General features: G+C 65.6%; 28 protein-coding genes and 1 riboswitch. Of the genes, 18 read left to right on the top strand and 10 right to left on the bottom strand.

Going from position 1 to position 26,557, the window contains the following annotated elements; genetic code table 11:
* Window positions 1–77 precede the first annotated feature (77 nt).
* The 4 genes from ACXAJT_RS15355 to gcvP all read left to right on the top strand — a co-directional run bounded on the left by ACXAJT_RS15355 (window position 78) and on the right by gcvP (window position 5,289).
* Window positions 78–560: an RrF2 family transcriptional regulator gene (locus ACXAJT_RS15355; RefSeq protein WP_475236592.1), complete on the top strand. Its 483-nt coding sequence runs from the start codon at window positions 78–80 to the stop codon at window positions 558–560.
* Between the two features lie 15 nt (window positions 561–575).
* Window positions 576–661: riboswitch (glycine riboswitch) on the top strand.
* A gap of 148 nt (window positions 662–809) precedes the next feature.
* Window positions 810–1,937 carry a glycine cleavage system aminomethyltransferase GcvT gene (gene gcvT / locus ACXAJT_RS15350; protein WP_475236590.1) on the top strand — a complete coding sequence of 376 codons (1,128 nt, stop codon included), beginning with the start codon at window positions 810–812 and terminating at the stop codon, window positions 1,935–1,937.
* A gap of 17 nt (window positions 1,938–1,954) precedes the next feature.
* The gene (gcvH, locus tag ACXAJT_RS15345) at window positions 1,955–2,314 is read left to right on the top strand and encodes a glycine cleavage system protein GcvH (protein ID WP_475236588.1); all 360 of its coding nucleotides are present in this window, start codon (window positions 1,955–1,957) and stop codon (window positions 2,312–2,314) included.
* Between the two features lie 125 nt (window positions 2,315–2,439).
* Entirely contained in the window at window positions 2,440–5,289 is a 2,850-nt protein-coding gene (gene gcvP / locus ACXAJT_RS15340; protein WP_475236587.1) for an aminomethyl-transferring glycine dehydrogenase, read from the top strand.
* A 181-nt stretch (window positions 5,290–5,470) separates the two neighbouring features.
* Here the strand turns inward: gcvP and ACXAJT_RS15335 are convergent, their stop codons facing one another.
* From ACXAJT_RS15335 to ACXAJT_RS15325, 3 genes are all read right to left on the bottom strand, one after another.
* Complete coding sequence (locus ACXAJT_RS15335; protein WP_475236586.1) at window positions 5,471–6,352, bottom strand: inositol monophosphatase family protein; 882 nt, start codon at window positions 6,350–6,352, stop codon at window positions 5,471–5,473.
* A 71-nt stretch (window positions 6,353–6,423) separates the two neighbouring features.
* Window positions 6,424–8,952 (bottom strand): ABC transporter permease, encoded by a 2,529-nt coding sequence (locus tag ACXAJT_RS15330; protein WP_475236585.1) that lies wholly within the window; start codon window positions 8,950–8,952, stop codon window positions 6,424–6,426.
* A gap of 10 nt (window positions 8,953–8,962) precedes the next feature.
* A complete protein-coding gene (locus ACXAJT_RS15325) occupies window positions 8,963–9,667 on the bottom strand; it encodes an ABC transporter ATP-binding protein (RefSeq protein WP_475236584.1) in 705 nt (234 codons plus the stop codon).
* Window positions 9,668–9,687: 20 nt separating this feature from the next.
* On the opposite strand from ACXAJT_RS15325, the gene ACXAJT_RS15320 reads away from it, so the two are divergent.
* Window positions 9,688–10,359: an arylesterase gene (locus ACXAJT_RS15320; RefSeq protein ID WP_475236583.1), complete on the top strand. Its 672-nt coding sequence runs from the start codon at window positions 9,688–9,690 to the stop codon at window positions 10,357–10,359.
* A 123-nt stretch (window positions 10,360–10,482) separates the two neighbouring features.
* Here the strand turns inward: ACXAJT_RS15320 and ACXAJT_RS15315 are convergent, their stop codons facing one another.
* Together ACXAJT_RS15315 and ACXAJT_RS15310 are read right to left on the bottom strand one after the other, a co-directional pair.
* Entirely contained in the window at window positions 10,483–10,686 is a 204-nt protein-coding gene (locus ACXAJT_RS15315; protein ID WP_475236582.1) for a hypothetical protein, read from the bottom strand.
* Between the two features lie 243 nt (window positions 10,687–10,929).
* Window positions 10,930–11,490: a L,D-transpeptidase gene (locus ACXAJT_RS15310; RefSeq protein WP_475236580.1), complete on the bottom strand. Its 561-nt coding sequence runs from the start codon at window positions 11,488–11,490 to the stop codon at window positions 10,930–10,932.
* A gap of 140 nt (window positions 11,491–11,630) precedes the next feature.
* Here ACXAJT_RS15310 and trxC point away from each other — a divergent pair, with 140 nt between their 5' ends.
* Window positions 11,631–12,068 (top strand): thioredoxin TrxC, encoded by a 438-nt coding sequence (gene trxC / locus ACXAJT_RS15305; RefSeq protein WP_475236579.1) that lies wholly within the window; start codon window positions 11,631–11,633, stop codon window positions 12,066–12,068.
* 270 nt (window positions 12,069–12,338) lie between these two features.
* On the opposite strand, the gene ACXAJT_RS15300 is transcribed toward trxC, so the two are convergent.
* The 3 genes from ACXAJT_RS15300 to ACXAJT_RS15290 are packed head-to-tail and all read right to left on the bottom strand — an operon-like array spanning window position 12,339 to window position 13,935.
* Window positions 12,339–12,983 (bottom strand): MotE family protein, encoded by a 645-nt coding sequence (locus ACXAJT_RS15300; RefSeq protein WP_475236578.1) that lies wholly within the window; start codon window positions 12,981–12,983, stop codon window positions 12,339–12,341.
* A complete protein-coding gene (locus tag ACXAJT_RS15295) occupies window positions 12,983–13,360 on the bottom strand; it encodes a hypothetical protein (protein ID WP_475236576.1) in 378 nt (125 codons plus the stop codon). The genes ACXAJT_RS15300 and ACXAJT_RS15295 overlap by 1 nt, the downstream gene beginning before the upstream one ends.
* Window positions 13,361–13,371: 11 nt before the next feature.
* Window positions 13,372–13,935, bottom strand: a complete 564-nt coding sequence (locus tag ACXAJT_RS15290) for a flagellar basal body-associated FliL family protein (protein ID WP_475236574.1) — start codon at window positions 13,933–13,935, stop codon at window positions 13,372–13,374.
* A 180-nt stretch (window positions 13,936–14,115) separates the two neighbouring features.
* Between ACXAJT_RS15290 and fliF the strand changes: the two genes are divergently transcribed.
* Genes fliF through fliP form a run of 4 tightly spaced genes read left to right on the top strand, consistent with a single transcriptional unit; the run spans window position 14,116 to window position 17,403 of the window.
* The gene (gene fliF / locus ACXAJT_RS15285; protein ID WP_475236573.1) at window positions 14,116–15,729 is read left to right on the top strand and encodes a flagellar basal-body MS-ring/collar protein FliF; all 1,614 of its coding nucleotides are present in this window, start codon (window positions 14,116–14,118) and stop codon (window positions 15,727–15,729) included.
* On the top strand, window positions 15,726–16,331 hold the full coding sequence (locus ACXAJT_RS15280) for a FliH/SctL family protein (RefSeq protein WP_475236571.1): 606 nt from the start codon (window positions 15,726–15,728) through the stop codon (window positions 16,329–16,331). Before fliF ends, ACXAJT_RS15280 begins: the two co-directional genes overlap by 4 nt.
* On the top strand, window positions 16,324–16,626 hold the full coding sequence (locus tag ACXAJT_RS15275; RefSeq protein WP_475236570.1) for a FliM/FliN family flagellar motor switch protein: 303 nt from the start codon (window positions 16,324–16,326) through the stop codon (window positions 16,624–16,626). Before ACXAJT_RS15280 ends, ACXAJT_RS15275 begins: the two co-directional genes overlap by 8 nt.
* Window positions 16,627–16,656: 30 nt before the next feature.
* On the top strand, window positions 16,657–17,403 hold the full coding sequence (gene fliP / locus ACXAJT_RS15270; RefSeq protein ID WP_475236947.1) for a flagellar type III secretion system pore protein FliP: 747 nt from the start codon (window positions 16,657–16,659) through the stop codon (window positions 17,401–17,403).
* Between the two features lie 31 nt (window positions 17,404–17,434).
* Here fliP and trhO read toward each other — a convergent pair whose 3' ends face one another.
* Window positions 17,435–18,358, bottom strand: coding sequence for an oxygen-dependent tRNA uridine(34) hydroxylase TrhO (gene trhO, locus ACXAJT_RS15265; RefSeq protein ID WP_475236568.1), 924 nt, complete (start codon window positions 18,356–18,358; stop codon window positions 17,435–17,437).
* A 138-nt stretch (window positions 18,359–18,496) separates the two neighbouring features.
* Between trhO and pncA the strand changes: the two genes are divergently transcribed.
* From pncA to ACXAJT_RS15235, 6 genes are all read left to right on the top strand, one after another.
* A complete protein-coding gene (gene pncA, locus ACXAJT_RS15260; RefSeq protein ID WP_475236567.1) occupies window positions 18,497–19,099 on the top strand; it encodes a bifunctional nicotinamidase/pyrazinamidase in 603 nt (200 codons plus the stop codon).
* Window positions 19,100–19,210: 111 nt separating this feature from the next.
* The gene (gene pncB / locus ACXAJT_RS15255) at window positions 19,211–20,500 is read left to right on the top strand and encodes a nicotinate phosphoribosyltransferase (RefSeq protein WP_475236566.1); all 1,290 of its coding nucleotides are present in this window, start codon (window positions 19,211–19,213) and stop codon (window positions 20,498–20,500) included.
* Between the two features lie 97 nt (window positions 20,501–20,597).
* Window positions 20,598–21,683, top strand: coding sequence for a histidinol-phosphate transaminase (hisC, locus tag ACXAJT_RS15250; RefSeq protein ID WP_475236563.1), 1,086 nt, complete (start codon window positions 20,598–20,600; stop codon window positions 21,681–21,683).
* Window positions 21,680–22,603, top strand: coding sequence for a prephenate/arogenate dehydrogenase family protein (locus ACXAJT_RS15245; RefSeq protein WP_475236561.1), 924 nt, complete (start codon window positions 21,680–21,682; stop codon window positions 22,601–22,603). The genes hisC and ACXAJT_RS15245 overlap by 4 nt, the downstream gene beginning before the upstream one ends.
* On the top strand, window positions 22,600–23,457 hold the full coding sequence (locus ACXAJT_RS15240; protein ID WP_475236559.1) for an extensin-like domain-containing protein: 858 nt from the start codon (window positions 22,600–22,602) through the stop codon (window positions 23,455–23,457). The genes ACXAJT_RS15245 and ACXAJT_RS15240 overlap by 4 nt, the downstream gene beginning before the upstream one ends.
* 215 nt (window positions 23,458–23,672) lie before the next feature.
* Window positions 23,673–24,215, top strand: a complete 543-nt coding sequence (locus tag ACXAJT_RS15235) for a hypothetical protein (RefSeq protein ID WP_475236557.1) — start codon at window positions 23,673–23,675, stop codon at window positions 24,213–24,215.
* 192 nt (window positions 24,216–24,407) lie between these two features.
* Here ACXAJT_RS15235 and ACXAJT_RS15230 read toward each other — a convergent pair whose 3' ends face one another.
* Window positions 24,408–24,968, bottom strand: coding sequence for a TlpA family protein disulfide reductase (locus ACXAJT_RS15230; RefSeq protein WP_475236555.1), 561 nt, complete (start codon window positions 24,966–24,968; stop codon window positions 24,408–24,410).
* A gap of 22 nt (window positions 24,969–24,990) precedes the next feature.
* Here ACXAJT_RS15230 and argH point away from each other — a divergent pair, with 22 nt between their 5' ends.
* Together argH and ACXAJT_RS15220 are read left to right on the top strand one after the other, a co-directional pair.
* The gene (gene argH, locus ACXAJT_RS15225) at window positions 24,991–26,382 is read left to right on the top strand and encodes an argininosuccinate lyase (RefSeq protein WP_475236554.1); all 1,392 of its coding nucleotides are present in this window, start codon (window positions 24,991–24,993) and stop codon (window positions 26,380–26,382) included.
* Window positions 26,379–26,555, top strand: a complete 177-nt coding sequence (locus ACXAJT_RS15220; RefSeq protein ID WP_475236552.1) for a hypothetical protein — start codon at window positions 26,379–26,381, stop codon at window positions 26,553–26,555. Before argH ends, ACXAJT_RS15220 begins: the two co-directional genes overlap by 4 nt.
* Window positions 26,556–26,557 lie beyond the last annotated feature (2 nt).

Raw genomic sequence — 26,557 nt, 5'->3', positions numbered from 1 at the left:
AATTGATGTGAGTCAATCCGCGGTTTTCTCCGGGGCTGTATTTAACCCGGCAATCATTCAAAGCGAGGGCTTTTCCCGTGCGTGTGACGAAGAGAACGAATATCGCAATCCGTGTCCTGATGCACTGCGCGGCAAACTCTGGCCGTCTGGTGACCAAATCAGAGATCGCAAAGTGCTGCAATGCCTCGGAAAATCATCTCGCGCAGGTGATCAACCAGCTGGCTCAACTGGGCTATCTCAGCACCCATCGTGGCCGCAATGGCGGGCTCGAACTGGCGCGACCGGCCTCGGAGATCCAGATCGGCGACGTGTTCCGCACGCTCGAATCGCCTGTGCCGCTGGCCGAATGCTTTGCTGACGCCGACAACACCTGCCCGCTGACCGAGGCCTGCCGCCTGCGGCTCGCGCTGACCGAGGCGGCCAACGCCTTCTACGCCACGCTCGACCCGATCACCCTCGATGCGCTGGTCTGCGACAATGCTCCGCTGATCGACATTTTGGTGTCGGGTAAAGCCTGCTCGCTGCCGCGCAGCGCGGGCGCGCTTGCGGCCCCCGCGTAACTGTCGTACTCTCCGGGCACCGTGATGGGAGAACCGGCTTTGCCGGTGCCGAAGGAGCAACCGCCCCGGAAACTCTCAGGCCTCAGGACCTTCGCGGCGGAAACACTCTGGAGAGAGGCGCCCCGGCGCCCGCCGAAGGGATAACGATCTCAGGCGAAAGGACAGAGGGGGCATTTCGAGCGCGGAGGGGATCCGTGCGGGAAATGCCCGGGGCCTTGCGCCTATCCGGGCCGAAGGGATCGGGAGCGCATGGACGAGCTGAAACGCACGCCACTACATGATTTGCACGTCGAACTGGGCGCCAAGATGGTGCCCTTTGCCGGTTACGAGATGCCGGTGCAGTACAAGCTCGGCGTTCTCAAGGAACATCTCCACACGCGCGAGAAGGCCGGACTGTTCGACGTCAGCCACATGGGTCAGGTGATCCTGTCGGGCGCCGATGTGCAGAGCATCGCGCTTGGGCTGGAATCGCTGGTTCCGGTGAACATCGCCGGTCTGAAGGAAGACCGCCAGCGCTATGGCTTCTTCACCAACGACGCGGGCGGGATCGAGGACGACCTGATGATCGCCAACCGCGGCGATCATCTCTTCGTCGTGGTCAACGCCGCCTGCAAGACCGAGGATATGGCGCACATGCGCGCCGCGCTCGAGCCCAAGGGCCTTTCCGTGAAGCTGCTGGGTGACCGCGCGCTGCTGGCGCTGCAGGGCCCTGCCGCAGAGGCGGCGCTGGCCGCGCTGAACCCGGCGGTGCGCGAGATGCGCTTCATGGACGTGGCGACCGTCGCTCTGTGCGGCGCCGAATGCTGGGTCTCGCGCTCGGGCTACACCGGCGAGGACGGGTTCGAGATCTCTGTTCCCGAGGACACCGCCGAGGACCTCGCGCGCGCCCTGCTAGCGCAGGACGATGTGGAACCTATTGGCCTTGGCGCGCGCGACTCGCTGCGCCTTGAGGCCGGCCTGTGCCTCTACGGCCACGACATCGACAGCACCACCACCCCGGCCGAGGCAGCCCTGCCTTGGGCCATCCAGAAGATCCGACGCACCGGCGGCGATCGCGCTGGCGGCTTCCCCGGGGCTGAAAAAATCCTCTCGGAACTGGAAAACGGCGCGCCGCGCGCCCGCGTCGGCCTGCGCCCCGAAGGCCGCGCGCCGATGCGCGAAGGCGTGGAGATCTATGCACAGGAGACCGGCGGCAGCCCGATCGGTCGCGTCACCTCGGGCGGTTTTGGCCCCAGCGTCGGCGCGCCGGTGGCCATGGGCTACGTGGGGATTGACCACGCCGCCCCCGGCACCAAGCTATTCGGCGAGGTGCGCGGCAAGCGCCTCGCCGTCGAAGTGGCCCCGATGCCCTTCGTGACCCAGACCTACAAACGTTGAGACACAGGGACAGCGCAATGAAATTTACCGAAGAGCACGAATGGCTGCGCGTCGAGGGCGATGTCGTCGTCGTTGGCATCACCGCCCACGCGGCCGAACAGCTGGGCGACGTGGTGTTCGTGGAACTGCCCGACGAGGGCACCACGGTCAGCAAGGACGATGAAGTGGTTGTGATCGAGTCGGTCAAGGCCGCCTCCGACATCCTCGCGCCGCTTGATGGTGAGATCACCGAAGTGAATTCGCCGCTCGCCGACGAGCCGTCGAAGGTCAACGACGACCCCGAGGGCGACGCGTGGTTCTTCAAGATGAAGATCGAGGACCTCTCGGCGCTCGACGAGTTCATGGATGAAGCCGCCTACAAGAATTTCATCGGCTGATCTTCTGCCCGGCGCCGCACCTGCGGCACTGCCGGGCCGGTGAGTATTTGAAGAAAGATGAAAGGGGCAGGGCCGCGCCTTGCCCCCCTTCCCTGCTGAACCTTGCTGTTTCTGGACGGATCGACATGGCCTTCACGCCCACAGACTACCTGCCCTATGACTTCGCCAACCGCCGCCACATCGGCCCTTCGCCCGCAGAGATGGCGAAAATGTTCGAGGTGCTGGGGGTCGAGGACCTCGACGCGCTGATCAAGCAGACCGTGCCCGCCGGGATCCGGCAGGCGGATGAGCTTGAGCTGGGCAAGCCCATGTCCGAGCGCGAGATGCTTTGGCACATGCGCGAGGTCGCCAAGAAGAACAAGGTGCTGACCTCGCTGATCGGTCAGGGGTACCACGGCACGGTCACCCCGCCGGCGATTCAGCGGAATATTTTTGAGAATCCCGCTTGGTACACGGCCTACACGCCCTACCAGCCCGAGATCTCGCAGGGGCGCCTCGAGGCGCTGCTGAACTACCAGACCATGGTGAGCGACCTGACGGGCCTCGAGATCGCCAATGCCTCGCTGCTCGACGAGGCCACCGCCTGCGCCGAGGCGATGACCATGGCGCAACGCGTGGCGAAATCGAAGGCCAAGGCGTTCTTTGTTGACGAGAACTGCCACCCGCAGAACATCGCGGTGATGCAGACCCGCGCCGCACCGCTGAACATTGAGGTGATCGTCGGCAGCCCCGATGATCTCGACCCCGAAGCGGTCTTTGGCGCGATCTTCCAGTATCCCGGCACCCATGGCCACGTGCGCGACTTCACCGCCGCGATCGAGGCGCTGCACGCCGCCAAGGCGATCGGCATCGTCGCCGCCGATCCGATGGCGCTGTGCCTGCTGAAAGAACCGGGCGCGATGGGCGCCGACATCGCCGTCGGTTCGACCCAGCGCTTTGGCGTGCCGCTTGGCTACGGCGGCCCGCACGCCGCCTATATGGCCACCAAGGATGCCTACAAGCGCTCCATGCCGGGCCGCATCGTCGGCGTGTCGATCGACAGCCACGGCAACCGCGCCTACCGCCTCGCGCTGCAGACCCGCGAGCAGCACATCCGCCGCGAGAAGGCGACCTCAAACGTCTGCACCGCGCAGGCGCTGCTGGCGGTGATGGCGGGGTTCTATGCGGTGTTCCACGGCCCCGAGGGGCTGAAGGCCATCGCGCAGCGCATCCACCGCAAGACCGAGCGTCTGGCGCGGGGGCTGGAAGAGGCGGGCTTCAAGGTCGAGCCCGAGAGCTTCTTCGACACGATCACCGTGGATGTCGGCCTGCTGCAGCGGGGCGTGCTGCGCGCCGCCGTCAAGGAAGGCATCAACCTGCGCAAAGTCGGGGAAACCCGCGTCGGCATCACGCTGGACGAGACCACCCGCCCGGCCACCATCGAGGCGGTCTGGCGCGCCTTCGGCCTGCTGCGCAAGGACGAGGATTTCGCCCCGCATTACCGGCTGCCCGAAGCCTCGCTGCGGACCAGCAGCTACCTCACCCACGAAGTGTTTCACATGAATCGCGCCGAGACCGAGATGATGCGCTACATGCGCCGTCTCGCCGACCGCGATCTGGCGCTCGACCGGGCGATGATCCCGCTCGGCTCATGCACCATGAAACTCAACGCCGCCGCCGAGATGATGCCGGTCAGCTGGCCCGAGTTCGGGTCGCTGCACCCCTATGCGCCCGAGGATCAGGCCCTTGGCTACAAGCAGATGATCGACGATCTGTCGGATAAGCTGTGCAAGATCACCGGCTATGACGCCTTCACCATGCAGCCGAACTCCGGCGCGCAGGGCGAATACGCCGGGCTGCTGACCATTGCGTCGTGGCAGCGCGAGCGCGGCGAAGGCCAGCGCAATGTGTGCCTGATCCCGGTCAACGCGCATGGCACCAACCCGGCCTCGGCGCAGATGGTCGGCTGGAAAGTGGTGCCGGTAAAATGCGACGCGAAAGGCTCGATCGACCTCGCCGATTTCCGCGAGAAGGCGGAGAAATACACCGATACGCTGGCCGCGTGCATGATCACCTACCCGTCGACCCACGGCGTCTTCGAGGAGACGGTGAAGGAGGTCTGCGCGATCACTCACGAACATGGCGGTCAGGTCTATATCGACGGTGCCAATATGAACGCCATGGTCGGCCTGTCGCGTCCCGGCGATCTGGGCGGCGACGTCAGCCACCTCAACCTGCACAAGACGTTCTGCATCCCGCACGGCGGGGGCGGCCCCGGCATGGGCCCGATCGGCGTCAAGGATCATCTGGTGCCGCACCTGCCGGCGCACCCGCTGGAGGATGGCATCGCGGGGCCGGTTTCGGCGGCACCCTTCGGCTCGCCCTCGCTGCTGCCGATCTCTTGGGGCTACATCCAGATGATGGGCGGCGCGGGTCTGACGCAGGCGACGCGCGTGGCGATCCTCAACGCCAACTACATCGCCAAGCGGCTCGAGGGGGCCTATACCGTGCTCTACACCGGCCACGAGGGCCGTGTGGCGCATGAGTGCATCCTCGACATCCGTCCCTTCGGCGATAGTGCCGGGGTCACGGTGGATGACGTGGCCAAGCGGCTGATCGACTGCGGCTTCCACGCACCGACGATGAGCTTCCCGGTCGCGGGCACACTGATGATCGAGCCGACAGAGTCGGAAACCAAGGCCGAGCTCGACCGCTTCTGCGACGCCATGCTGGCGATCCGCGCAGAGATCCGCGCCATCGAAGAGGGCACCGCCGATGCCGAGAACAACCCGCTGAAGCACGCGCCGCACACGATGGAAGACCTCGTGCGCGACTGGGACCGGCCTTACAGTCGCGAACAGGGCTGCTTCCCGCCGGGTGCCTTCCGGGTCGATAAGTACTGGCCGCCGGTCAACCGCGTCGACAACGTCTGGGGTGACCGCAACCTGACCTGCACCTGCCCGCCGATGAGTGACTACGCCGAGGCGGCGGGGTAGGGGCGGGGGTCTTGAGAGTGAGGGTCTCTGCCCTTCGCGCTCCCCGGGATATTTAGGTCTAGACGAAGAGGCGGCGTCCCCCTCTTCGTCTAGATGAAAATATCCCCGCCGGAGGCACGCCGCAGGCGACGCGAAAAGGGCGGGACCTCTGTCCCGCCCTTTTCGCGTCGCCTGCGCCTGGTCAGCCCTCCGCCGGCGTCTCGAGCAGGAAGGAGAAGGCATCGCGGATGCGCTCCCATGTTTCCCTGTTCGAAGCGCAGAGCAGCACGCCCTCGCGCGTGGCGGCGTTGTATTCGGAGCCATCCAGCATCGCCACATGGCCCCCGGCGCATTTGGAGATCAACGCCCCGGCCGCATGGTCCCACGGCGTCAGCCGTGCCGAGAATAGGAAATCCACCGAGCCCTGCGCGAACAGACGGAACTCATGCGCCGAGCAGCGCAGCGTGTGGCTGCGCTCGAACAGCGGCAGCGCCGCGCCGACCTGCGCGCGCTTGTCCTCGGGCATCAGATAGAAGGGGATGAAGCCCTGCAGCTCGTCGAGCTGGCCTCCGGCGGAAACCGAGACGTGGCGCGAGAGCCGCCGCTTGGGCAGCAGCATCTTCGCCTCGCCGCCGATCTCGGCGACCATCACATCGTCCATGATCGGATCGTAGATCATCCCGAAAACCGGCACGCCGAAGCGGGTGGCCGACAAAATGATACCGAAGGTCGACAGGCCATGCGCGTAGTTCCACGTGCCGTCCACCGGATCGATGGTGAACGCCAGTTCCGCCTCGCCGATCTGGTCGCGGATCTCGGGGTGCTCGGCCACGGCCTCTTCGCCGACGATCAGCGCATGCGGATACATGCGCTGCAGGCCGCGTGCGATCATCGCCTCGGCGCCCTTGTCAGCGGCGGTCACCAGATCCTGACGTCCGGTCTTTTCGGAGATCTCGGTCGGGTCGAGGGCGCGGAAGCGCGGCAGGATCTCGGTTTTCGCGGCGCGGCGCAGCAGGTTGAGGATGCTGGTGCGCTGCGCCTGCGAGATCGGCGCCGAGATCGGCATCGGCAGGGAATCGGTCATCGGGGAGGTCCATCCTGTTCAGCCAAGGGTCGTCTTTGAAGTGCCAGCCCCGGCCCCAAGGTTCAAGGCACCTATTCGCGGGCGCGCAGAACCCGGGCCGGCCTTGCCGACAATGGCCGCCACGCGAAGGCGAGCCCGGCCAGAAGCGTCGCCAGCGCGCCGCCAAAGATGATCCCCAGCGCCGAGCCCCACATCACGTCGAACCGCGTCTCCATCAGGAAGTGGCTCACCGCCCAGCCGCCAAGCAGCCCGGCCACCAGCGCCACAATGCCCGCGGCGGCTCCCAGCAGTGCGGAGCGCAGCGCGAAGCTGCGCAGGATGCGCCCGCGCGAGGCGCCGAGGGTTTTCAGCACCGCCGCCTCGTAGCTGCGCGCGGCCTCGCCCGCCGAGGCCGCGCCGATCAGCACCAGAAACCCGGTGAGCAGCGTTGCGCCCGCGCCCCAGCGGATCGCTCCGGCGACGCCTTCAAGCAGGTCAGACACGCGGTCGATGGCGTCGCGCACCCGGATGGCGGTGATATTGGGATAGGCATCGGCCAGATCGCGCAGGATCTGCGCTTCGGCCTGTGGCTCGGCGTAGACAGTGGAAATCCAAGTGTGCGGCGCGCCGGCCAGCGCGGCGGGGTTCAGCGTCATGACGAAGCCGATGCCGGCGGTGGAGAAATCCACCTCGCGGAAGCTGGTGATTTCGGCGCTGATATCTCGGCCAAGGATGTTGATAGTGATCTCGTCGCCGAGGGTCAGGCCCAGTTCCTCGGCCTCTTCGGCGGCGAAGCTGACCTGTGGCGGGCCGTCGTAGGTCTCGGGCCACCACGCCCCGTCGGTGATCGTGGTACGGGCGTCGGGCGTTTCGGCGTAGGTGATGCCCCGGTCGCCGCGGACGACCCAGTGATCGCCGGCCACCTGCTGCGCGTCCTGCCCGTTGATCCGCGTCACCACGCCGCGCAGCATCGGCGCCGTGTCGGTGCGGCTGACGGCGGGATCATCGGCCAGTCGCGCGCGGAAGCCTTCGATCTGGCCGGGCTGGATGTCGACGAAGAAATACGACGGCGCGACCTCGGGCAGATCGCGCGAAATCGAGGCGCGCAGATTGCCGTCAATCTGGCCGATGGCGGCCAGCACCGACAGGCCGAGCCCCAGCGAGAGCACCACTGACGCGGCCGTTTCGCGCGACCCGCCGATGGCCGAAAGCGCCCACCGCAGCGCCGGGCGGCCGCGCGCCAGCGGCGCCGCCCGATGCGCCACCCAGCGGATGCCGGTGGCGGCCAGCGCGAGGATGACCAGCGCCACGAGCAATCCCGCGGCGGTCCAGAGCGTGACCTGCGGATCGCCCGAAAAGAACGTCGCCGCGCCGACCAGCGCGGCCAGCAAGACCAGCGTGGCGATCACATAGCGTGGCGCGGGCAGGCCTTTGGCGCTGTCTAGCGCATCACGGAACAGGGTCGCGGCGCGCACCTCCTCGGTGCGGGCCAGTGGCCAGAGCGTGAAGAGCAGCGCGGTGAGCGCGCCGTAAAGCGCCGCCTCGGCGAGCGGGCCGGGGTAGAGCGTGAAGACGACCGGTACCGGCAGGGCGCTGGCGATGATCGGCGCGAACAGCAGTGGCACGCCGGCGCCGAGCATCAGCCCAAGCGCGATGCCGACCAGCGACAGCGCGCCGATCTGCAGGAAATATGTCAGGAAGATCGTGCCTCGCGTCGCGCCAAGTGTGCGCAGCGTGGCGATGACCGAGGTCTTGCGCGCCAGATAAGAACGCACTGCCGCCGACACGCCGATACCGCCCACCGCGAGCCCGGAAAGCCCGACCAGCACGAGAAAGCGGCCCAGTCGCTCGACAAAGCGGGCGATGCCCGGCGCGCCGTTGCGCGCGTCGCGCCAGCGGATGCCGGTGTCGCGATAGCGTGCCTCGGCCTCGGCCTTGAGCGCGTCAAGGTCGCTGCCCGGCGGCAGCAGCAGGCGGTATTCGGATTCGTAAAGGGAGCCGGGCGCCAACAGGCCGCTGCCCTGCAGGTCGGAGGTGCGCACCAGCGTGCGCGGGCCGAGCCCGAAGCCGTCGCCTGCGTCATCGGGTTCGCGGGTGATCACCGCCGAGAGGGTGAATTCCTGCGTGCCGAGCGTGAAGCTGTCGCCCGGTTGCAGCGCCAGACGGTCGGCGAGCACCGGGGCCATCACCGCACCGGGCAGCCCCCCTGCCCCGTCGAGCGCCTGCGCCAGCGGCATCTGCGGCTCCAGCCCCATCTCGCCCAGCAGCGGATAGGCGCCGTCGACCGATTTCACCTGCGTCAGCCCGCGCTCCGTTTCGCCGTCACGGGTGACGGTGGCCATGGAGCGGAAATCGGTGATCTCGGAGATTTCGGTCGAGACGCTGTTCAGCCACGCAAGCTCGTCGTCGGTGGCGAAACGATAGGTGAACTCTGCCTGCGCATCGCCGCCGAGCAGCACTGCGCCCTGATCCGACAGACCGGCCTCGATCGCCGTACGCACCGAACCGACACCGGCGATGGCTGCCACGCCAAGCGCAAGACATGCGATGAAAATGCGAAATCCATGCACACCACCGCGCAATTCACGGCGGGCAAAACGGGCGGCGGTGGCGAAACTCATATCGACGCCCTCATTCCGCCGCGCGTTCCGCGCTCAGCCCATGCGCAGCATCGACCCGACCATCGGTCAGCCGTACCACGCGGTCGCAGCGCTGCGCCAATTGGTTCGAGTGGGTCACCAGCACCAGCGTTGCGCCGTGCTCATCGCGCAGACCAAACAGCAAATCCATGATCGCTTGCCCAGTGCTGCCATCAAGGTTGCCGGTGGGCTCGTCGGCCAGCAAGATCTGTGGCCGCGGCGCAGAGGCGCGGGCCAGCGCCACGCGCTGCTGTTCGCCGCCCGACATTTGCGACGGGTAGTGCCCGGCGCGGTGGCCAAGGTTCACCCGCTCCAGTTCCGCCTCGGCGCGAGCAAAAGCATCCTTGTGGCCCGCCAGTTCCAGCGGCGTGGCAACGTTCTCGAGCGCGGTCATCGTCGGGATAAGGTTGAACGATTGGAACACCACGCCCATGTGATCGCGGCGAAAACGGGCCATGCGGTCCTCGTCCATACCGGTCAGGTCCTGCCCAAGCACCTCAACACCGCCGCTGGTGGCATTTTCCAGCCCGCCCATCACCATGAGCAGCGAGCTTTTCCCCGATCCGGACGGGCCGATCAGCCCCAGTGTCTCGCCGCGCTGCACCTGCATCGAGATACCGTGAAGGATTTCGACCGGACCGGCATTGCCCTTGAGGCTGAGCGTGACATCATTGAGGGCAATTACAGGATCGGTCATCGAAAGGGCCTTTGCGAAAAATGGCGCGTTCGGAAACATATGGGGGCTTTGCCCGGCTCAGCAAGGCTGCCGCTTGCCTCACTTTTCTGACACTTCCGGCTCCGGCCCTCGCGACCGAGGTTCTGGCCCTTGGCGACAGTCTCACGCAGGGCTACGGCTTGCCGGCGGCAGAGGGGCTGGTGCCACAACTGCAAAGCTGGCTGAGCGAGCGCGGCCACGACGTGACCATCGTCAACGGTGGCGTCTCGGGCGACACCACGGCGGGCGGCCTCTCGCGGGTGGCGTGGTCGCTGACGCCCGAGATCGACGCGATGATCGTCACGTTGGGCGGCAACGACATGCTGCGCGGGATCGACCCTGCGGTGTCGCGCGAAAACCTTGCGGGCATCCTGCAAGAGGCGCAGGCGCGCGATCTGCCGGTGCTTCTGGTGGGCATGAGCGCCCCCGGCAATTACGGGCCCGACTACAAGGCGGACTTCGACGCGATCTACCCCGATCTCGCCGAGGAATACGGCACGTTGCTGTTCGAGGATTTCTTCGCCGGGCTGCGCGAGGATGGCGAGATGCCTGCCGATATGTCTGCGGTGATGCAGGACGATGGCATTCACCCTAATGCCGAAGGCGTGCAGCGTGTGATCGACGCACTGGGACCGCAGGTCGAGGCGTTGATCACCGAGACGGGCGACGACTGAGGCAGCACGGGCATTTGCCGCAAAGCCACGAACGTGAAGAAGGTTGAAGGGTTAAGAGGCCGTCTCGACCCAGACGTCCAGACGCAAACCGCTCGATCTATCTCCGGACGGCTCTTGATGGGTTCAGGAGCGGAGCGCTTCGGCGGCGCCGTGCTGAAGGCCCTTGCCCAAGAAGGTTGCGAAGAGGAGCGGAAGCGTACCCGCCACGAGGCTGACCGAGAAATAGAGGCCGATCGCGTTGAGCAGCGACGTGTCGAGGAAGAGCCACGAAAAGAGACCACAGAGAAATCCGAAGATGCTGCCGGCCATAAGCGCCACAATCGCCATATTCGTACCCTTCGCAAAACGGGCCTCGGTTGCCAGAGGCCGAATGGTGTAAGGGAATTTTTGCCCGCGGATTCGGGCTCGAATGTGGCGACGGTCTTGTGGAAATGCGGCAATTGCGCGGAGTTACCCCCTTCAATAGCCCAAATTGAACAGCGGCGGCCCCGCTAGAGACCGCCGCCTGCCCCGTGCTTCACCGGGCGAAACTTCATATTTCGAACAAAAAGCCCAGCAGGGCCAACCGCGTCAGAGCACGGTGACTTTCGTGCCGATCGGCACGCGCTGGTAAAGGTCGATCACATGTTCATTCAGCATACGGATACAGCCGTTCGAAACCGACCGTCCGATGGAGTCGGGGGCGGTGGTGCCGTGGATGCGGAAGAAGGTGTCGCGACCGTTCTGGAACAGGTAGAGCGCCCGCGCCCCAAGCGGATTCTGCGGCCCGCCGGGCTGCACATAATCATTGTCCTTGAACCGTGCGTAGGTCTGCGGCTCGCGTTCGATCATGTCGTTGGTCGGGCGCCAAGTGGGCCATTCCTTCTTCACCTGAATCACCGCCTCGCCGGTAAACTCAAGGCCGGCTTTGCCGACGCCGACGCCGTAGCGCAGCGCTTGCCCCGGCGCGGTGACGTAGTAGAGGAAATGCGCCCGCGGCATGATCAGGATCTGTTCTGGCGCAAGATCTTGACGAATGCTGACGGACTGCGGCTCAAACCTGCGTTCCAGCGCAAAGGCGGAGCCGGGAGCTGCGGTGGCAAGTGCCGCCCCCGCGGTGGCCGTGGTGACGAATGTACGGCGGGTGATCATGGGCACCTCTCTAGGATTGTCTTCGAGCATTGGGGATTGTGGTGTCACGGGACATGAATTCAATGGGAAACGGCCAAGGGGATTGTCACGATTGCGCAGAGAACACATATCATATGAAACGAATGTATGGAGATCACGAAATGGTCAAGCTTGTCTGCCTTGATTGTGGCCAGACCAATCGCGTCCCGCAAGACCGACTTGCCTCCGGACCGAAATGCGGGACCTGTGGTGCTGGATTGATGGACGGAAAGGCGCGTGACATTGACGATGCCACGCTCGAAAAGGCGATCCGGACCGACGAAGTGCCACTAGTGGTGGATTTCTGGGCACCGTGGTGTGGCCCCTGCCGGATAATGGCGCCGGAATATTCCAAGGCCGCAGCGGCGCTGAAAGGCCGCTCGCGACTGGTGAAGCTGAACACCGAGCAGCATCAGCGCGCGTCGGCGAAATTCGGCATCCGTGGCATTCCCACATTGATCGCTTTTGGCAAGGGACGCGAGGCCGCGCGGCAGTCCGGTGCGCTGCCCGCGGCACAGATCGAAGCCTTTGCCAACAAAGTGCCCGCCGCCAAGGTCTGACCCGTCCGCCGCGCGCAGTGCAGTGGGTAGGGGTATTTGCCCCGCCCTGCGCGGGGTTCGGCTCTGAGCGGCCGCTACGACGGAACACAAGATTGCCCGCGTCAAAATAAGGCGGGCTTCGGGTCACCCGGAATCGCTCCAGAAGCAATCTGGCGTGACCGACAAGAATGCCGCGCCGCCCATCAGCCTCTCGATGGGCGCGCGGGAACTTCAGCGTCGCCCTTGGGCTCTGCTCACGTCACCCGAGACGCTCACTCATCACCGGCGCCCCTATTGCTTCGGAGCGTTGGCGTTGCGCCCGGCGAGCATCACGCTGATGGTATAGGCCGCCTGCGGGTCCATTCCCGACAGGATTGCCGCGGCGGCATCGGGCCGCATGCGTCCCAGAAAGCCCGCGGCGAAATCCGGTTCCATCTGCGCGAAGAGCGCCGCCGCCTCGCGCGGTTTCATATTGGCGTAGACTTGAGTGAGCTGCGCGACATCCTCCTCCGCCGCGGTTTCTGCGATGGCGAGCGTTGATCGGAGCCGCTCCTCGGTCTCTTGCATGGCAGCAAGTTTTTCGTCGATCGTCGCCTCGGCCACGCGCAGGGCCTGCATCCGGCTGCGGAGGTCCTCTTCGCGCTGTGTCACCTGCGCCTCTCGCGCCCGCAGTGCCTCGAGCGCCGGGGCCAAGTCCTCCTCACCGACGCAGACACCGGGGGGCGCGGCATCATGGCCCGCCTGCACCTCCGCGTGGCCACCGGTCGTTTCGGCTGGGCCCGAGGTCTCGGCCGGCATATTGTCGAGAGCAAGCGCAGCGCCCACACCCAGACGCACCACCGCAGAAGCGATCAGCAACGCGCCGATCACCGCAAGTACGCCCTTGCCACGCCCTGCGCGCCCACCGCCGGGCAGCCTGCGCAAAAGCCCCCTCATCACGCTGCGCCGCTGCGCGAGTGCCTCAGGAACACAGGCTCCGCGCCAGCAGCGGCCCGCTCACCGCCAGCCCGCCCCACGTCAGTTTGATCTTCTGGCAGATCGTGCAGCGAAGCGATCAGCAGCTCCAGCCTCTGGGCCGCCTGCTCAGCGCGCCCGGTCAGGTCCGTCAGCTCGGCACCAGAATTACCGGCCGCCTTTTGCGCCGCGTCGAGCGAACGGGTCAGATCGTCAACCTGCGCCGAAAGCACTGCCACTGCCCCCCCTACGCCGTTTTCGAGATCTGTGAACCGGGTCAGCCTGCGCGACAGGATAAAGCAGTAGAATCCCGCGCCAAGCGCCCCGGCTACCAGCAGAATATCAGCGATCAAGTCCATCTCAGACCCTTTCAGTTCAATACGAATTCGGTCACGAGAAGGTCACGCACGCGGTCCTCTCCGGCGACCATCTGAATGCGGCGCAGCATTTGCGCGCGCAGCCGGATCAGCGCGCCCTGCGCCTCGACATCACCGGGCTCGAGCGCACGCAGATAGGTATTCAGGACATCGAGGATGCGCGGCATCAGTTGCTCGACCTCCGCCTGACGGCTCGGGCTCACCTCCAACTGCGCGGTGAATCGAAGATGGTGCAGCGCCGAGACCGGCCCAAGCGATGCGATGAGCTGCGGCAATTCGATAAAGGCGACGCCGCCGCCCAAGCCGCCAAGGCCCGTGTCGCTTCCAGCGCCATGTCCATCACCCCCGCCCTCGCCGCCATGTTCGGCCCCTCCATGCTCCGCATCCTGTGCCGTCGCATGCGCGGAACCGAAAGGGAGCATCCCCGAGAAGGCCGCGTAAAAGCCGCCGCCGCCGCCAAGCAGGGCCAGCAGCAGGCCGATGAGCAAAGGCAGTTTCGAGCCCTTTTTTCGCGGCGCTTCCTCTTCGCCGGCCGCGTCGGCGGTGGCGTCGGTCATGGCACACCTCACGTCTGGCTTGCCCGTTTATAGACCGGGAGAGGCTAACCGATTCTTAAACCTGATCGTTCAAACAGACTGTGCCCGAAGGTCAGACCCCCGGTGGGGCTGCGCCCGAAATGACAGGCATCGCGGGCCGGATATGAAAGTCGAAACCGGGCTCGAAATACGGAGGCAGGATTGGAGCAATTCGCCACAGTCTGGAATGCGTTGACGCCGCGCCGCCGCGCGGTTGCAATCGGTGCCGCTCTGGCCATGGTTCTGGCCGTCCTCGGCCTCGCGCGGCTCGCTGGAACGCCCACCATGTCGCTGCTCTACGCCGGACTGGAGAATGGTGCCGCCGGAGAGGTCGTCGAGGCGCTGGAGTCCCGCGGTGTCACGTTCGACGTGCGCGGCGGCGCCATCTTCGTCCCCGACACGCAACGCGACGCGCTGCGCATGACACTCGCCAGCGAGGGGCTGCCCGCCAACAGCAATCAGGGGTACGAACTGCTCGATACGCTCTCCGGCTTCGGCACCACGTCGCAGATGTTTGATGCGGCCTATTGGCGCGCCAAGGAAGGCGAGTTGGCCCGCACCATCGTCGCCAACCCCTATGTCGCCACCGCGCGCGTGCATATCGCCAATTCCAGCGCCAACCCCTTCCAGCGCGATGTCACCCCCAGCGCCTCGATCTCGGTCACAGCCAGCGGTGCGGCCATCACCCCCGCGCAGGCGCGCGCGCTGCGCTATCTCGTCGCCTCCGCCGTCCCCGGTCTGGTGCCTGAAGAGGTGGCGGTCATCGACGGTGCCGGCGGGCTCATCGGGTCCGAGGAAGAACCCGGTGCCGGCCCCAGTGCCGAGGACCGCGCTCTGCAGTTGCGCGACCGCGTGCAGCGCCTTGTCGAGGCACGGGTCGGCGCCGGCAACGCCGTGGTCGAGGTCAGCGTCGACACGGTGACGGAAAGCGAATCGATCCGCGAAAGGCTGTTCGATCCCGAAGGCCGTGTGGTGATCTCAACCGACACCCAAGAGGAAACCAGCAGCAATCAAAACAGTGGCAACCCTGATGTCACAGTCGCCTCGAACCTGCCGGATGGAGAGGCCGGCGGTGGCCAAAACTCCTCTAGTCAAAGCAGCGACTCACGCGAACGGGTGAACTACGAGGTGTCCGAGACCATGCGCGAGGTCACCCGCGTGCCGGGCGAGATCCGTCGGCTGACCGTGGCAGTCCTGGTCAACGGACGCTTCGAGCCCACACCGGATGGCGGTTCAAGCTTTGTACCGCTGCCCGATCCCGAGCTGGCCGCGCTGCGCGATCTCGTCGCTTCTGCGGTCGGTTTCGACGAGGCGCGTGGTGACGAGATCACCCTGCGCTCGCTGCCCTTCGAACGTCCCGAAGGGCTTGGAACCGGGCCGGTCGAGCCGGGATGGTTCACCCTCCCGCTCGACCCGATGAACCTCATCCAAATGGGCATTCTGGCTGTCGTGGCGCTGATCCTCGGCCTGTTCGTCGTCCGCCCGATCCTTGCCGGGCAGGGCGCCCCCGCCAGCACGCCGCTGTCTTTGCCTGGCGCCGCACCGGAGGCGCTCAGCGGCGAGATCGAGGCAGATGAGGGCTTTGGAGGGCTTCCGGCGCTCGGCGGTGGCGGCGGAGATTTCAGCGGAGATTTCGGCGGCATGGGCATGGTCGATTTCGACACCCCTGCCGAGGAGGACCCCGTGGACCGCCTGCGCAGCCTCATAGAAGAGCGCAAAACCGAAACGGTAGAAATCCTGCGCAGTTGGCTGGATGAGAAGGAAGAAGCGAAGTGACCAACTTGCGCGGATTTCTGGAGGATTTTGCGGCTTCTCCGAAACCGGCTGCCGCGCCTGAGCCCGGCGCCGACGCGGCGGAACTGGAAGCAGCGAAACTGGAGTCTTTCGACACCGGCTACCGCGCCGGCTGGGACGATGCGATCAAGGCGCAGACGGAGGACCACAGTCGCATCGCCAGCGACTTCGCACAAAATCTGCAGGATCTGTCGTTCACCTACAACGAGGCCTACCGCCAAATGCTCGACGGCGTCACGCCGCTGCTCGAGGAAATGCTGCACGCCCTTCTGCCAGCGCTCCTGCGCGAGACGCTGGGCCAACATTTGCACGCCCAGCTCACCACCATGGCCCAGAAGATCGGCCAACGCGAGGTGGTGATCACCGTCGCGCCGGGCAGCGCCGCGCAAGTCGCGCCGCTGCTTGAACAGGAGTTCGGCTTTCCCCTGCGCCTGCAGGAAGACCCGACGCTCACCTCGGGGCAGGCCGACATGCGCTTTGGCGACACTGAACAGCAGATCGATCTCAGCGGCCTTCTGCAGGAGGTGACGCAGGCGGTCGAAGGCTTTGCCTATGACAACCGGAGGAACGTCGCCCATGGATGACACCACAGACGGCACGCCGAAGCAGGCAACCGCGGGCGGCGCGGGCGCGCCCTTTACCTCTGTTCCGATCGAGATCACCGTTTCGGTGGGGCGGGCACGACCGTTGGTGCGCGATCTTCTCAAGCTTGGCGAAGGCTCGGTGCTCACCCTGGACCGCCGCCTCGAGGATCCGGTCGAGCTCTACGTCGGAGACAGGCTGATCGGCACCGGCGCGCTGGAGGTCACCGGCGAAGGTGAGTCGGCGCAACTTGCGGTCCGGCTCCTCGAGGTGGCGGACCTGCAGAGCCCTGGCTGAGCCGTGCCCAGCGCGATCTTCCCAAAGGCAATGCCGGATGCCGGGTTGGCCCTGCTGGCCGCCGCAGCGCTGCCCCTGACGTTACTACTCTGGCCCGATCCGGCGGCGGCGCAAAACGTCACGGTCGACTTGGGTCAGGGCGGCTCTGTCACGGCGGTCAGCCTGCAGTTGATCGCCCTGATCACCCTTCTCAGCCTCGCCCCGGGCCTTGCGATCATGGTGACCTGCTTTCCCTTCATCGTCACGGTGCTGGCGATCCTGCGGCAGGCGCTGGGGCTGCAGCAGTCCCCCCCCAACATGCTGATCGTCAGCCTCGCGCTCTTCCTGACCTACTTCGTTATGGAGCCGACCTTCACCGCCGCGTGGCAGGTCGGCGTGCAGCCACTGCTGGACGAGCGGATCGACATCACCGAAGCCGCCGAGCGCGCGCTCGTGCCCTTTCGCGGCTTCATGGCGGCGCGCTGCGATCCGGCAACATTCGAAACCATGGCCGACCTTCGGCCCGACACCCAAGGCGCAACGCTGGCGCCCGAAGCGCCGCTTTCGCTGCTGGTGCCAAGCTTCATGCTCTCCGAGATCGCCCGCGCCTTTCAGGTGGGCTTTCTGGTATTCCTGCCCTTCCTGATCATCGATCTGGTGGTCGCAGCGGTGCTGATGTCGATGGGCATGATGATGGTGCCGCCCGCCATCGTGTCACTGCCGTTCAAGCTGGCGTTCTTCGTGATCGCCGACGGCTGGTCTCTGCTCTCGGGCGCGCTGGTGCGAAGTTACTTCTGATCTGTTCCAACCGCACCATGGCGGCTCCGAGTCAGAGGCCTTCGCCCGGCGTATCCGCGTGTAGGTGGCGCTCACCGCGCGCTTTGGACAGCGCGATCTGCTTCTGCCGCTCGCGGAAGCGCGCCTTGTCGTCGTCCGAGGTCTCGGTGATGCACTGGTGGCAGGAAACACCTTCTTCGAACTCGGGCCGCGTGCGGTCCTCGGGCAGGATCGGACGGCGGCAGGCATGGCACAGCTCGTGCGGCCCTTCGCGCAGCCCATGCTCAACCGACACGCGCCCGTCGAAGACAAAGCAACTGCCCTGCCAGGCGCTGTCGTCCTCGGGCACCTCTTCGAGGTATTTCAGAATGCCACCCTTGAGGTGGTACACGTCTTCCACCCCTTGGCTCAGCAGGAAATTGGTGGACTTCTCGCAGCGGATGCCGCCGGTGCAGAACATCGCGATGCGCTTGTTGTGGAAGCGATCCTTGTTCTTCTCCCACCATTCGGGGAACTCGCGGAACGAGGTCGTCTGCGGATCCACCGCGCCTTCGAAGGTGCCGATGGCGATCTCATAGTCGTTGCGCGTGTCGATCACCGCCACATCGGGGGAGCGGATCAACGCGTTCCACTCGCCGGGCGCCACGTAATGGCCGACCTTGGCGCGCGGATCGACGTCGGGCTGGCCCATGGTGACGATCTCTTTTTTCAGCCGCACCTTCATGCGGGCGAAGGGACGCTCGCGCGCCTCCGAGAATTTCCACTCCAGATCGGCGCAGCCGGGCAGCGCACGGATATGGGCAAGCACCGTGTCGATGCCAGCGCGCGGGCCGGCGATGGTGCCATTGATCCCCTCCCCGGCGAGCAGCAGCGTACCGGTAACCTTCTGCGCAAGGCACAGGTCCAGCAGCGGCCCGCGCAGGGCGGCGGGATCATCGAAACGGGTGAAGTGATAGAGGGCGCAGACGGTGAACATGCGCGCGGATTTACGCCCTTGGCCCGAGTCGGGCAAGCGGCCGCATTGCCGCAGCATTGACGGGCCCGCGGCGCGGCGCGTAAGCCTGTGGAAACCCACGCAGACCACCCTTGCCCACACCGTCCCGGAGACCCGCCCATGCACGCGCTCATCGTCATCGACGTTCAGAATGATTTCTGCCCCGGCGGGGCGCTGGCCGTGCCCGGTGGTGACGAGATCGTGCGGCCGATCAACGCCCTGATGGATGACGCCGACGCCGTGGTTCTGACGCAGGACCGGCATCCCTCGGGCCATTCGTCATTTGCCTCCAGCCACCCCGGCAAGGCGCCGATGGACCTGACCGAGATGCCCTATGGGACGCAGGTGCTGTGGCCCGACCATTGCGTGATCGGCAGCGAGGGGGCCGCCTTTCATCCGGAGTTGAACACCGACCGCGCCGATCTGATCATTCGCAAGGGCTTCAACCCGGAGATCGACAGTTACTCGGCGTTCTTCGAAAACGACCGGCGCACGCCCACCGGGCTCGAAGGCTACCTGCACAGCCGCGGCATCTCGCACCTCACGATGGTCGGGCTGGCGACGGATTTCTGCGTCAACTACTCGGCGCTGGATGCGGCGCGGCTGGGGTTCGACGTTTCGGTCCGCATGGACCTGTGCCGCGCCATCGACTTCGATGGTTCGCTGGCCGCCGCGCGCGCCGGGCTGCGCGCCGCGGGCGTGACGCTGACCGAGGCTGGCTGATCGCCCACTCTTGCCGCGCCGCAAGCCGTTGCCCGAGCGGCAGAAAGCGCTTGGCCCTTCCTGTCACAATCGCGTAACAGAGGGCCCGATTGCCCGTGAGGAGTGTGCGCCGTGGAAATCGCGACCCGAGTCTGGAACCATCGCTGGAAGATCGATCCGATCGTCCGCTCGCTGATCGATACCGATTTCTACAAGCTGCTGATGTGTCAGTCGGTGTTCCACAACCGCCCGCAAACGCAGGTCACTTTCAGCCTGATCAACCGCTCCACCGATGTGCCGCTGGCAAAGCTGATCGACGAGGGCGAACTGCGCGAACAGCTTGACCACATCCGCTCGCTCAGCCTGACGCGCGGCGAGAGCACATGGCTGCGCGGCAATACCTTCTACGGCAAGCGCCAGATGTTCCGCCCCGACTTCATGGAATGGTTCGAAAACCTGCGCCTGCCGCCCTATTTTCTCGAGCGCGTCGGCGACCAGTACGAGTTGACCTTCGAAGGCAGCTGGCCCGAGGTGATGCTGTGGGAGATTCCCGCCCTCGCCGTTCTGATGGAGTTGCGTGGGCGCGCTGTACTCAACCACATGGGCAAGTTCGAACTGCAGGTGCTCTACGCCCGCGCCACCACGAAGCTGTGGGAAAAGATCGAGCGGCTGCGCGGTCAGCCGGGCCTGAAGATCGCCGATTTCGGCACCCGCCGCCGCCACAGCTTTCTGTGGCAGGACTGGTGCGTGCAGGCGATGGTCGAGGGGCTGGGCGACGGGTTCACCGGCACCTCGAACTGCCTGATCGCCAAGAACCGCGATCTTGAGGCGATCGGCACCAACGCGCATGAACTGCCGATGGTCTATGCCGCGCTGGCCGAGGATGACGCGGCGCTGGCGCGCGCGCCTTATGACGTGCTGGCCGACTGGCACCGCGAGCACGAGGGCAACCTGCGGATGATCCTGCCCGACACCTATGGCACCGAAGGCTTTTTGCGCAACGCGCCCGACTGGCTGGCGGGCTGGACCGGCATCCGCATCGACAGCGGCGATCCCGCGACCGGCGCGGAAACGGCGATCCGCTGGTGGCAGGAGCGCGGCGAGGACCCGCGCGAGAAGCTGGTGATTTTCTCTGACGGGCTGGACGAGGAGAAGATCCTTGAACTGTATCACCAGTTCTCGGGCCGGGTGCGCGTCTCCTTCGGCTGGGGCACGCTGCTCACCAATGATTTCCGCGGCCTGACCCCCGACGACCGGCTGGCGCCCTTCAGCCTCGTCTGCAAGGCGATCAGCGCCAATGGCCAACCCACGGTGAAGCTCTCGGACAACCCCAACAAGGCGATGGGCCCGGACGACGAGATCGCCCGCTACAAGCGAGTCTTCGAGGTTGGCGAACAGCAGCGGATGGACGTTGTCGTCTAAGCCGCTCCGCCCCCTTCGAGCACTGGCCTTCGGGCACTGGCATGTGCCAAGGCGCCGCGCTATGACGACACGGCACCCTAGCTGAGGAAAGACCGCAATGGCTGGCATCGAACCGCAACCCGGCATCATGGACATCGAACTTTACGTGGGCGGCAAGTCCCATCTGTCGGGCGTGTCGAACGTGATCAAGCTCAGCTCGAATGAGAACCCCTTCGGCCCGTCGCATGCGACGCAGGAGGCGGTGCGGCGCGTGGTGCACGAGATGCATCGCTACCCCTCTTCGGATCACAGCGGCCTGCGCGACGCGATCGGCCAGACGTGGGACCTTGATCCGCAGCGGGTCATCTGCGGCAACGGCTCGGACGAGATCATCGCGTTCCTGTGCCAAGCCTACGCCGGTCCGGGCACCGAGGTGATCCACACCGAGCACGGCTTCGCGATGCACAAGATCTCGGCAATGGCTGCCGGCGCCACCCCCGTCGAGGTCGCCGAGCAGGACCGCGTGGTCAGCGTCGACAACATTCTTGCCGCCTGCACCGAGCGCACCAAGCTGGTCTTTGTCGCCAACCCGGCGAACCCGACCGGCACGATGATCGGTCTGGCGGAACTGGAGCGGCTGGCGAACGGCATCCCCGAGCACGCCATTCTGGTGATCGACAGCGCCTATGCCGAATACGTCGAAGGCTATGACGGCGGTGCCAAACTGGCCACCGAGCGGCCCAACGTCTTCATGACCCGCACCTTCTCGAAGCTTTACGGTCTGGGCGGCATGCGCATCGGCTGGGGCTACGGCCCGCAAGAGATTATCGACGTGCTCAACCGCGTGCGCGGCCCGTTCAACGTCACCGCGCTGACGCTGGCCGCCGCCGAGGCCGCGATCCGCGACACCGCCTATGTCGAGAAATGCCGTACCGAGAACGCCCGCATGCGCGCATGGCTGGGCGAGGCACTCGCCGAGCATGGCGTGTCTTCGGATGCTTCCACCGCGAACTTCATCCTCGCCCGCTTCGCCTCGCAAGAAGAAGCCGAGGCCTGCGACACATACCTGCAATCGCAGGGTGTGATTGTGCGCCGCACCACCGGCTACAAGCTGCCCAACGCGCTGCGCATCACCGTCGGCGACGAAGCCTCGTGCCGCCGCGTGGCGCATCTGGTGGGGCAGTTCAAGGCAGGCGCGCGATGAGCCATGCGCAAAGCTACCAGCGTGTCGCACTGATCGGCCTCGGCCTCATCGCCTCTTCGATCTTCTGGGCGATGAAGCGGGCCGGCATGGACGCGCATGTGACCGGCTACGCGCGCTCTGCCGAAACCCGCGAAACGGCGCGGCGTCTTGGCCTGTGCCACGAGATCGTCGACGACCTTTCGGCAGCGGTGAAAGACGCCGATCTGGTGATCCTCGCCGTGCCGGTCGGCGCCATGGGGCCGATCGCAAAGACCATTGCGCCGCATCTGAAGCCCGGCTGCACGATCACCGATGTCGGCTCGGTGAAAAAAGAGGTCATCGAGGCGGTGCGCCCGCATCTGCCCGAGGGCGTGGATTTCGTTCCCGCCCACCCGATGGCGGGCACCGAGCATTCCGGCCCCGACTCCGGTTTCGCCTCGCTCTACGACAACCGCTGGTGCCTGATCGTGCCCGATGGTGCCTCCGAGGACGCCACCGCGCGGCTCGAGACCTTCTGGCAGGCGCTCGGCGCCAAGACCGAGCGCATGGATGTCGAGCATCATGATCTGGTCTGCGCCGTGGTCAGCCATGTGCCGCATCTGATCGCCTACACGATGGTCGGCGTCGCCGACGACCTGCGCCGCGTATCGGATCAGGAGGTGATCAAGTTCTCGGCCGCCGGTTTCCGCGATTTCACCCGCATCGCGGCATCGGACCCAACCATGTGGCGCGACGTCTTCATGACCAACAAGCAGGCGACGCTGGAGATCCTTGGGCGCTTCACCGAGGAACTCTTTGCCCTGCAGCGCGCGATCCGCACCGGCGACGGCGACCTGCTGTTCGACTATTTCACCCGCACGCGGGAGATTCGCCGCGGCATCCTGCAGGCCGGGCAAGATACCGAAGCTCCCGACTTTGGCCGCGTGAAGGTGGAAAAATGATCCGCCGGGCGGCGGCGCTGACGGTTCTGATGCTTGTCGCATCGCCACTCGGTGCCGCCCCCGAAACATCGCTCCGGCCAGTCGAACGTCCCGACGAACACCCCTCCGACGCCCAGCTCCGCGATGCCCATGCCGTCCCGCATGTCTCTGCCTCGGAGACCGGCACGCTGGATCGCCCCAAGCCGGGCCCGGCGGCCGGCCTCGCGCCGCAGCGCCCTGCCCTCGCCTTCGCCGGACGTTCGCCTCAGGCCACCGACACGTCGCTCCGCCCCCTAAGCCGCAGCGCCGAAGTGATCGAAAAGGCTCTGGCCCTGCGCCGAGAGAGAGCGCGCGGCGCCGTCTGCGGCGATCCGCAGCTGCAGGGCACCGCCGTTGGCGATCTGCCGGGCCGCATCCGCGGCTGCGGTATCGAGGACGCCGTGAAATTGCGCAGCGTCGCGGGCCTGCCGCTGAGCCGCCGCGCCACGATCGACTGCACCACCGCCCGCGCTTTGAAGACGTGGGTTGAAGATTCTCTGAAGCCCGCCGTCGGCACCACGGGCGGCGGGGTGCAGGGATTGCGCATCGCCGCCAGCTACGCTTGCCGCGCCCGCAACAACCAGCCCGGAGCCAAGATCAGCGAGCACGGCAAAGGCCGCGCCATCGACATCTCTGCCATAGCACTGCGCGACGGCAGCGAACTGTCGGTGCTACGGCACTGGGATAGCGGGCGCCGTGGCCGGATCCTGCGGCAGCTTCACACCGGGGCCTGCGGCCCCTTCGGAACCGTTCTGGGCCCCGAATCGGACCGGTTCCATCAGTATCACTTCCACTTCGATACCGCCCGCTATCGCGCTGGCAGCTACTGCCGCTAACCAATATTGTCAAAATCTTGGCGCGCAAAGTGAGTCGGCCGAACCGTCGGCCACCGCATTTCCGCGAATTGAGGAAACAGTCGCGACTTTATTTAAAGGACTGTATCCACATGAATGCAATTTACGGCAAATTCACGGCTGATATTTGATTTAAGGCCGCAATTAACTCACATTTCAATCTTGGGTGGGGGCCCAACGAAAAGGAGCGCACTGCCATGCGCGTATTTTTCACAACTCTGCTGGCGGCACTCTGCGCGTCGCCACTCTACGCTGACATCACGATGGAAACGGCGCGCTTCGCGCCGGGTTCGTTGCTGGTGATGAAGGACGATCAGGGCCATGTGGTCAGCCATCTGGCGCGCGGCGAGGTGCAGGGACTGTTCCGCTTCGACATCTACGACGGCGCATCGGGCGATGCGCCCTACGCTGGACGCTATTACACAGATGCCCGCGGCGCGGTGCTGCTCAGCGTGTCTGCCGGCGGCGATGTCACGCGCTTTGAACCCTATAGCTGCGCGCGCACCTTGGGAGAATGCGAATACGAGATCGTTCATGCCGATGGCCGCCGCGAATTGCGAATCCGCGAGACCCGGCAAACATCCAGTGGGCTGGCTTGGGCGGAATGGGGCGACGAGGGGCTGATCGCCACGGGCGGCACCATGCTCGACGAGATCGGTGCCCCACGCGAGAGTTGGCATCAGAACGCGCAGAATGGCGACAGCTCGCGAGTCGAGCGCGTGTCTCTGGCGCTGCAATAAATCGCTCGGGAACATCCGGATTTAACGCGAGGGCAAATTCTCCCCCGCAAACCCAATAATTTTCTCAAGAATTCTCAGAATGGATTGAATTAGTAACGAGTGCCCCGGTGACCAGTGACGGTAATAGGGTAATCAGTGCAGCAGGGCGGGAGCTTTCCCGCCCTGTTTTTTGATCCGGCCCCGAGGGCTTTCTCAGCTTTCGCCATCAACCAGCGCTGCAAGCACGGCGCGCGCATTCTCTGACGCCCAATCCACATCCCCAGTCAGTCGCGCCACTTCCTCGCCTTCGGGGTTGAGGATCACCGAAACCGGCAGCCCCAAAACTGCCATCTGCCGCGCCAGCCTGGACTTCGGGTCGCGGTGCAGCGGCAGGTTGTCGACCCCGATCTCTTCGAAAAAGGTCTGCATGGCCGGCGGCGGGTTGCGACCGGTGGCGATTGTCATCACCTCGAAACTCTCGCCGCCCATGTCCTCTTGCAGCGCCGACAGCGCTGGCATCTCTTCGCGGCAAGGTGCGCACCACGTCGCCCAGAAGTTCACCAGCGCCCATTTGCCGTTCAGATCGGACAGCGCCATGGGGTTGCCTTCGAAGTCGATGAACCCTTCGCTGCCCGCCGGTTTCGGGGCGGAATGGAAGACCAGTTTCTTCATCTCGCCCTCGCGCAACGCGGCAGCTGTCTCGCTGTCGGCCAGCGCCGGATTTGCAAGCGCAACACCGGCGGTATAGAGGATCGCAAAGGCCAGTTTTTTCATCTTCCCTCCGGAAAGGCAGCACATGTCGGACAAGACCTCGAACCAGATGTGGGGCGGCCGTTTCGCCGCAGGACCCGATGCCATCATGGAGGCGATCAACGCCTCGATCGGCTTCGACAAGCGGCTGGCGGCGCAGGATATTGCCGGCTCGAGGGCCCATGCGGCCATGCTCGCCGCCACAGGCATCGTCGAGACTAGCGACGCCGAAGCCATCCGGGAAGGTCTGCTCACGGTCTTGTCAGAGATCGAAGCGGGTGACTTCGAGTTCTCCACCGCGCTCGAAGACATCCACATGAACGTCGAGGCGCGTCTCAAGGCGATCATCGGCGAACCGGCGGGCCGTCTGCACACCGCGCGCTCGCGCAACGATCAGGTGGCCACCGACTTCCGCCTCTGGGTGCGCGATCAATGCGACGCCGCCGAGGGTGGCATCCTTGCGCTGATGAAGGCGCTGCTGGGTCAGGCCGAGGCCGGCGCCGACTGGGTGATGCCGGGCTTCACCCACCTGCAGACCGCGCAGCCGGTGACCTGGGGCCACCATATGATGGCCTATGTCGAGATGTTCGCCCGCGACCTGTCGCGGATGCGCGACGCGCGCAAGCGGATGAACGAGTCGCCGCTTGGCGCGGCGGCACTGGCCGGCACCGGCTTCCCGATCGACCGCCAGATGACCGCCGAGGCGCTTGGCTTCGACCGGCCCATGGCCAACTCGCTCGACGCCGTGTCGGACCGCGATTTCGCGCTGGAATTCCTCTCTGCCGCCTCGATCTGCGCCATGCACCTGTCGCGCTTTGCCGAAGAGCTGGTGATCTGGTCCTCGGCGCAGTTCCGCTTCGTCACCCTGTCGGATCGCTTCTCGACCGGCTCGTCGATCATGCCGCAGAAAAAGAACCCCGACGCCGCCGAGCTGATCCGCGCCAAGATCGGCCGCATATTCGGCGCCAATGTCGCGCTGCTGATGGTGATGAAGGGCCTGCCGCTGGCCTATTCGAAGGACATGCAGGAAGACAAGGAACAGGTTTTCGACGCCGCCGACAACCTGATGCTGGCGCTGGCCGCGATGGAAGGCATGGTCCGCGACATGACCGGCAACGTCGAGAACCTCGAAGCCGCCGCCGCCTCGGGCTTTTCCACCGCCACTGATCTGGCCGACTGGCTGGTGCGCGAGACCGGCCTGCCGTTCCGCGATGCCCACCACGTCACCGGCGCGCTGGTGGCCATGGCTGAACAAAAAGGCTGCGATCTGAGCGATCTTTCGCTGGACGAGATGAAATCGGTCAACGATGCAATCTCCGAGGGTATCTTCGATGTGCTGGGCGTGCATAACTCGGTGGCAAGCCGAATGAGCTATGGTGGAACCGCCCCCGCCCGCGTGCGCGAGCAGGTGGCACGATGGAAGGAAACCCTTGGATGACACGACTCGCCGGACTGACCCTGATCACCGTGACCATGTTCCTCGCCGCCTGCGAGGACCCGAACCGCGGCCCCAGGATGAGCACCGGCGTCTCGATCGGCCCCGGCGGCGTGAAACCGCACGTCGGGGTTTCCGCCGGGCGTGGCCCGGTCCGGGTTGGCGTCGGCACCTGAGC

The organism is Salipiger sp. ABF4_146 (assembly GCF_056161345.1).
Note: the sequence above shows the minus strand (reverse complement) of the source record. Positions and strands in the feature narration are given on the sequence as shown.

Bases quoted from the DNA above. Each gene is read 5' to 3' on its own strand.
- gcvT (WP_475236590.1), top strand. From the start codon at position 810: ATGGACGAGCTGAAACGCACGCCACTACATGATTTGCACGTCGAACTG.
- gcvH (WP_475236588.1), top strand. From the start codon at position 1,955: ATGAAATTTACCGAAGAGCACGAATGGCTGCGCGTCGAGGGCGATGTC.
- gcvP (WP_475236587.1), top strand. From the start codon at position 2,440: ATGGCCTTCACGCCCACAGACTACCTGCCCTATGACTTCGCCAACCGC.
- ACXAJT_RS15335 (WP_475236586.1), bottom strand. From the start codon at position 6,352: ATGACCGATTCCCTGCCGATGCCGATCTCGGCGCCGATCTCGCAGGCG.
- ACXAJT_RS15330 (WP_475236585.1), bottom strand. From the start codon at position 8,952: ATGAGTTTCGCCACCGCCGCCCGTTTTGCCCGCCGTGAATTGCGCGGT.
- ACXAJT_RS15325 (WP_475236584.1), bottom strand. From the start codon at position 9,667: ATGACCGATCCTGTAATTGCCCTCAATGATGTCACGCTCAGCCTCAAG.
- ACXAJT_RS15320 (WP_475236583.1), top strand. From the start codon at position 9,688: ATGGCGCGTTCGGAAACATATGGGGGCTTTGCCCGGCTCAGCAAGGCT.
- ACXAJT_RS15315 (WP_475236582.1), bottom strand. From the start codon at position 10,686: ATGGCGATTGTGGCGCTTATGGCCGGCAGCATCTTCGGATTTCTCTGT.
- ACXAJT_RS15310 (WP_475236580.1), bottom strand. From the start codon at position 11,490: ATGATCACCCGCCGTACATTCGTCACCACGGCCACCGCGGGGGCGGCA.
- trxC (WP_475236579.1), top strand. From the start codon at position 11,631: ATGGTCAAGCTTGTCTGCCTTGATTGTGGCCAGACCAATCGCGTCCCG.
- ACXAJT_RS15300 (WP_475236578.1), bottom strand. From the start codon at position 12,983: ATGAGGGGGCTTTTGCGCAGGCTGCCCGGCGGTGGGCGCGCAGGGCGT.
- ACXAJT_RS15295 (WP_475236576.1), bottom strand. From the start codon at position 13,360: ATGGACTTGATCGCTGATATTCTGCTGGTAGCCGGGGCGCTTGGCGCG.
- ACXAJT_RS15290 (WP_475236574.1), bottom strand. From the start codon at position 13,935: ATGACCGACGCCACCGCCGACGCGGCCGGCGAAGAGGAAGCGCCGCGA.
- ACXAJT_RS15275 (WP_475236570.1), top strand. From the start codon at position 16,324: ATGGATGACACCACAGACGGCACGCCGAAGCAGGCAACCGCGGGCGGC.
- fliP (WP_475236947.1), top strand. From the start codon at position 16,657: ATGCCGGATGCCGGGTTGGCCCTGCTGGCCGCCGCAGCGCTGCCCCTG.
- trhO (WP_475236568.1), bottom strand. From the start codon at position 18,358: ATGTTCACCGTCTGCGCCCTCTATCACTTCACCCGTTTCGATGATCCC.
- pncA (WP_475236567.1), top strand. From the start codon at position 18,497: ATGCACGCGCTCATCGTCATCGACGTTCAGAATGATTTCTGCCCCGGC.
- hisC (WP_475236563.1), top strand. From the start codon at position 20,598: ATGGCTGGCATCGAACCGCAACCCGGCATCATGGACATCGAACTTTAC.
- ACXAJT_RS15245 (WP_475236561.1), top strand. From the start codon at position 21,680: ATGAGCCATGCGCAAAGCTACCAGCGTGTCGCACTGATCGGCCTCGGC.
- ACXAJT_RS15240 (WP_475236559.1), top strand. From the start codon at position 22,600: ATGATCCGCCGGGCGGCGGCGCTGACGGTTCTGATGCTTGTCGCATCG.
- ACXAJT_RS15235 (WP_475236557.1), top strand. From the start codon at position 23,673: ATGCGCGTATTTTTCACAACTCTGCTGGCGGCACTCTGCGCGTCGCCA.
- ACXAJT_RS15230 (WP_475236555.1), bottom strand. From the start codon at position 24,968: ATGAAAAAACTGGCCTTTGCGATCCTCTATACCGCCGGTGTTGCGCTT.
- argH (WP_475236554.1), top strand. From the start codon at position 24,991: ATGTCGGACAAGACCTCGAACCAGATGTGGGGCGGCCGTTTCGCCGCA.
- ACXAJT_RS15220 (WP_475236552.1), top strand. From the start codon at position 26,379: ATGACACGACTCGCCGGACTGACCCTGATCACCGTGACCATGTTCCTC.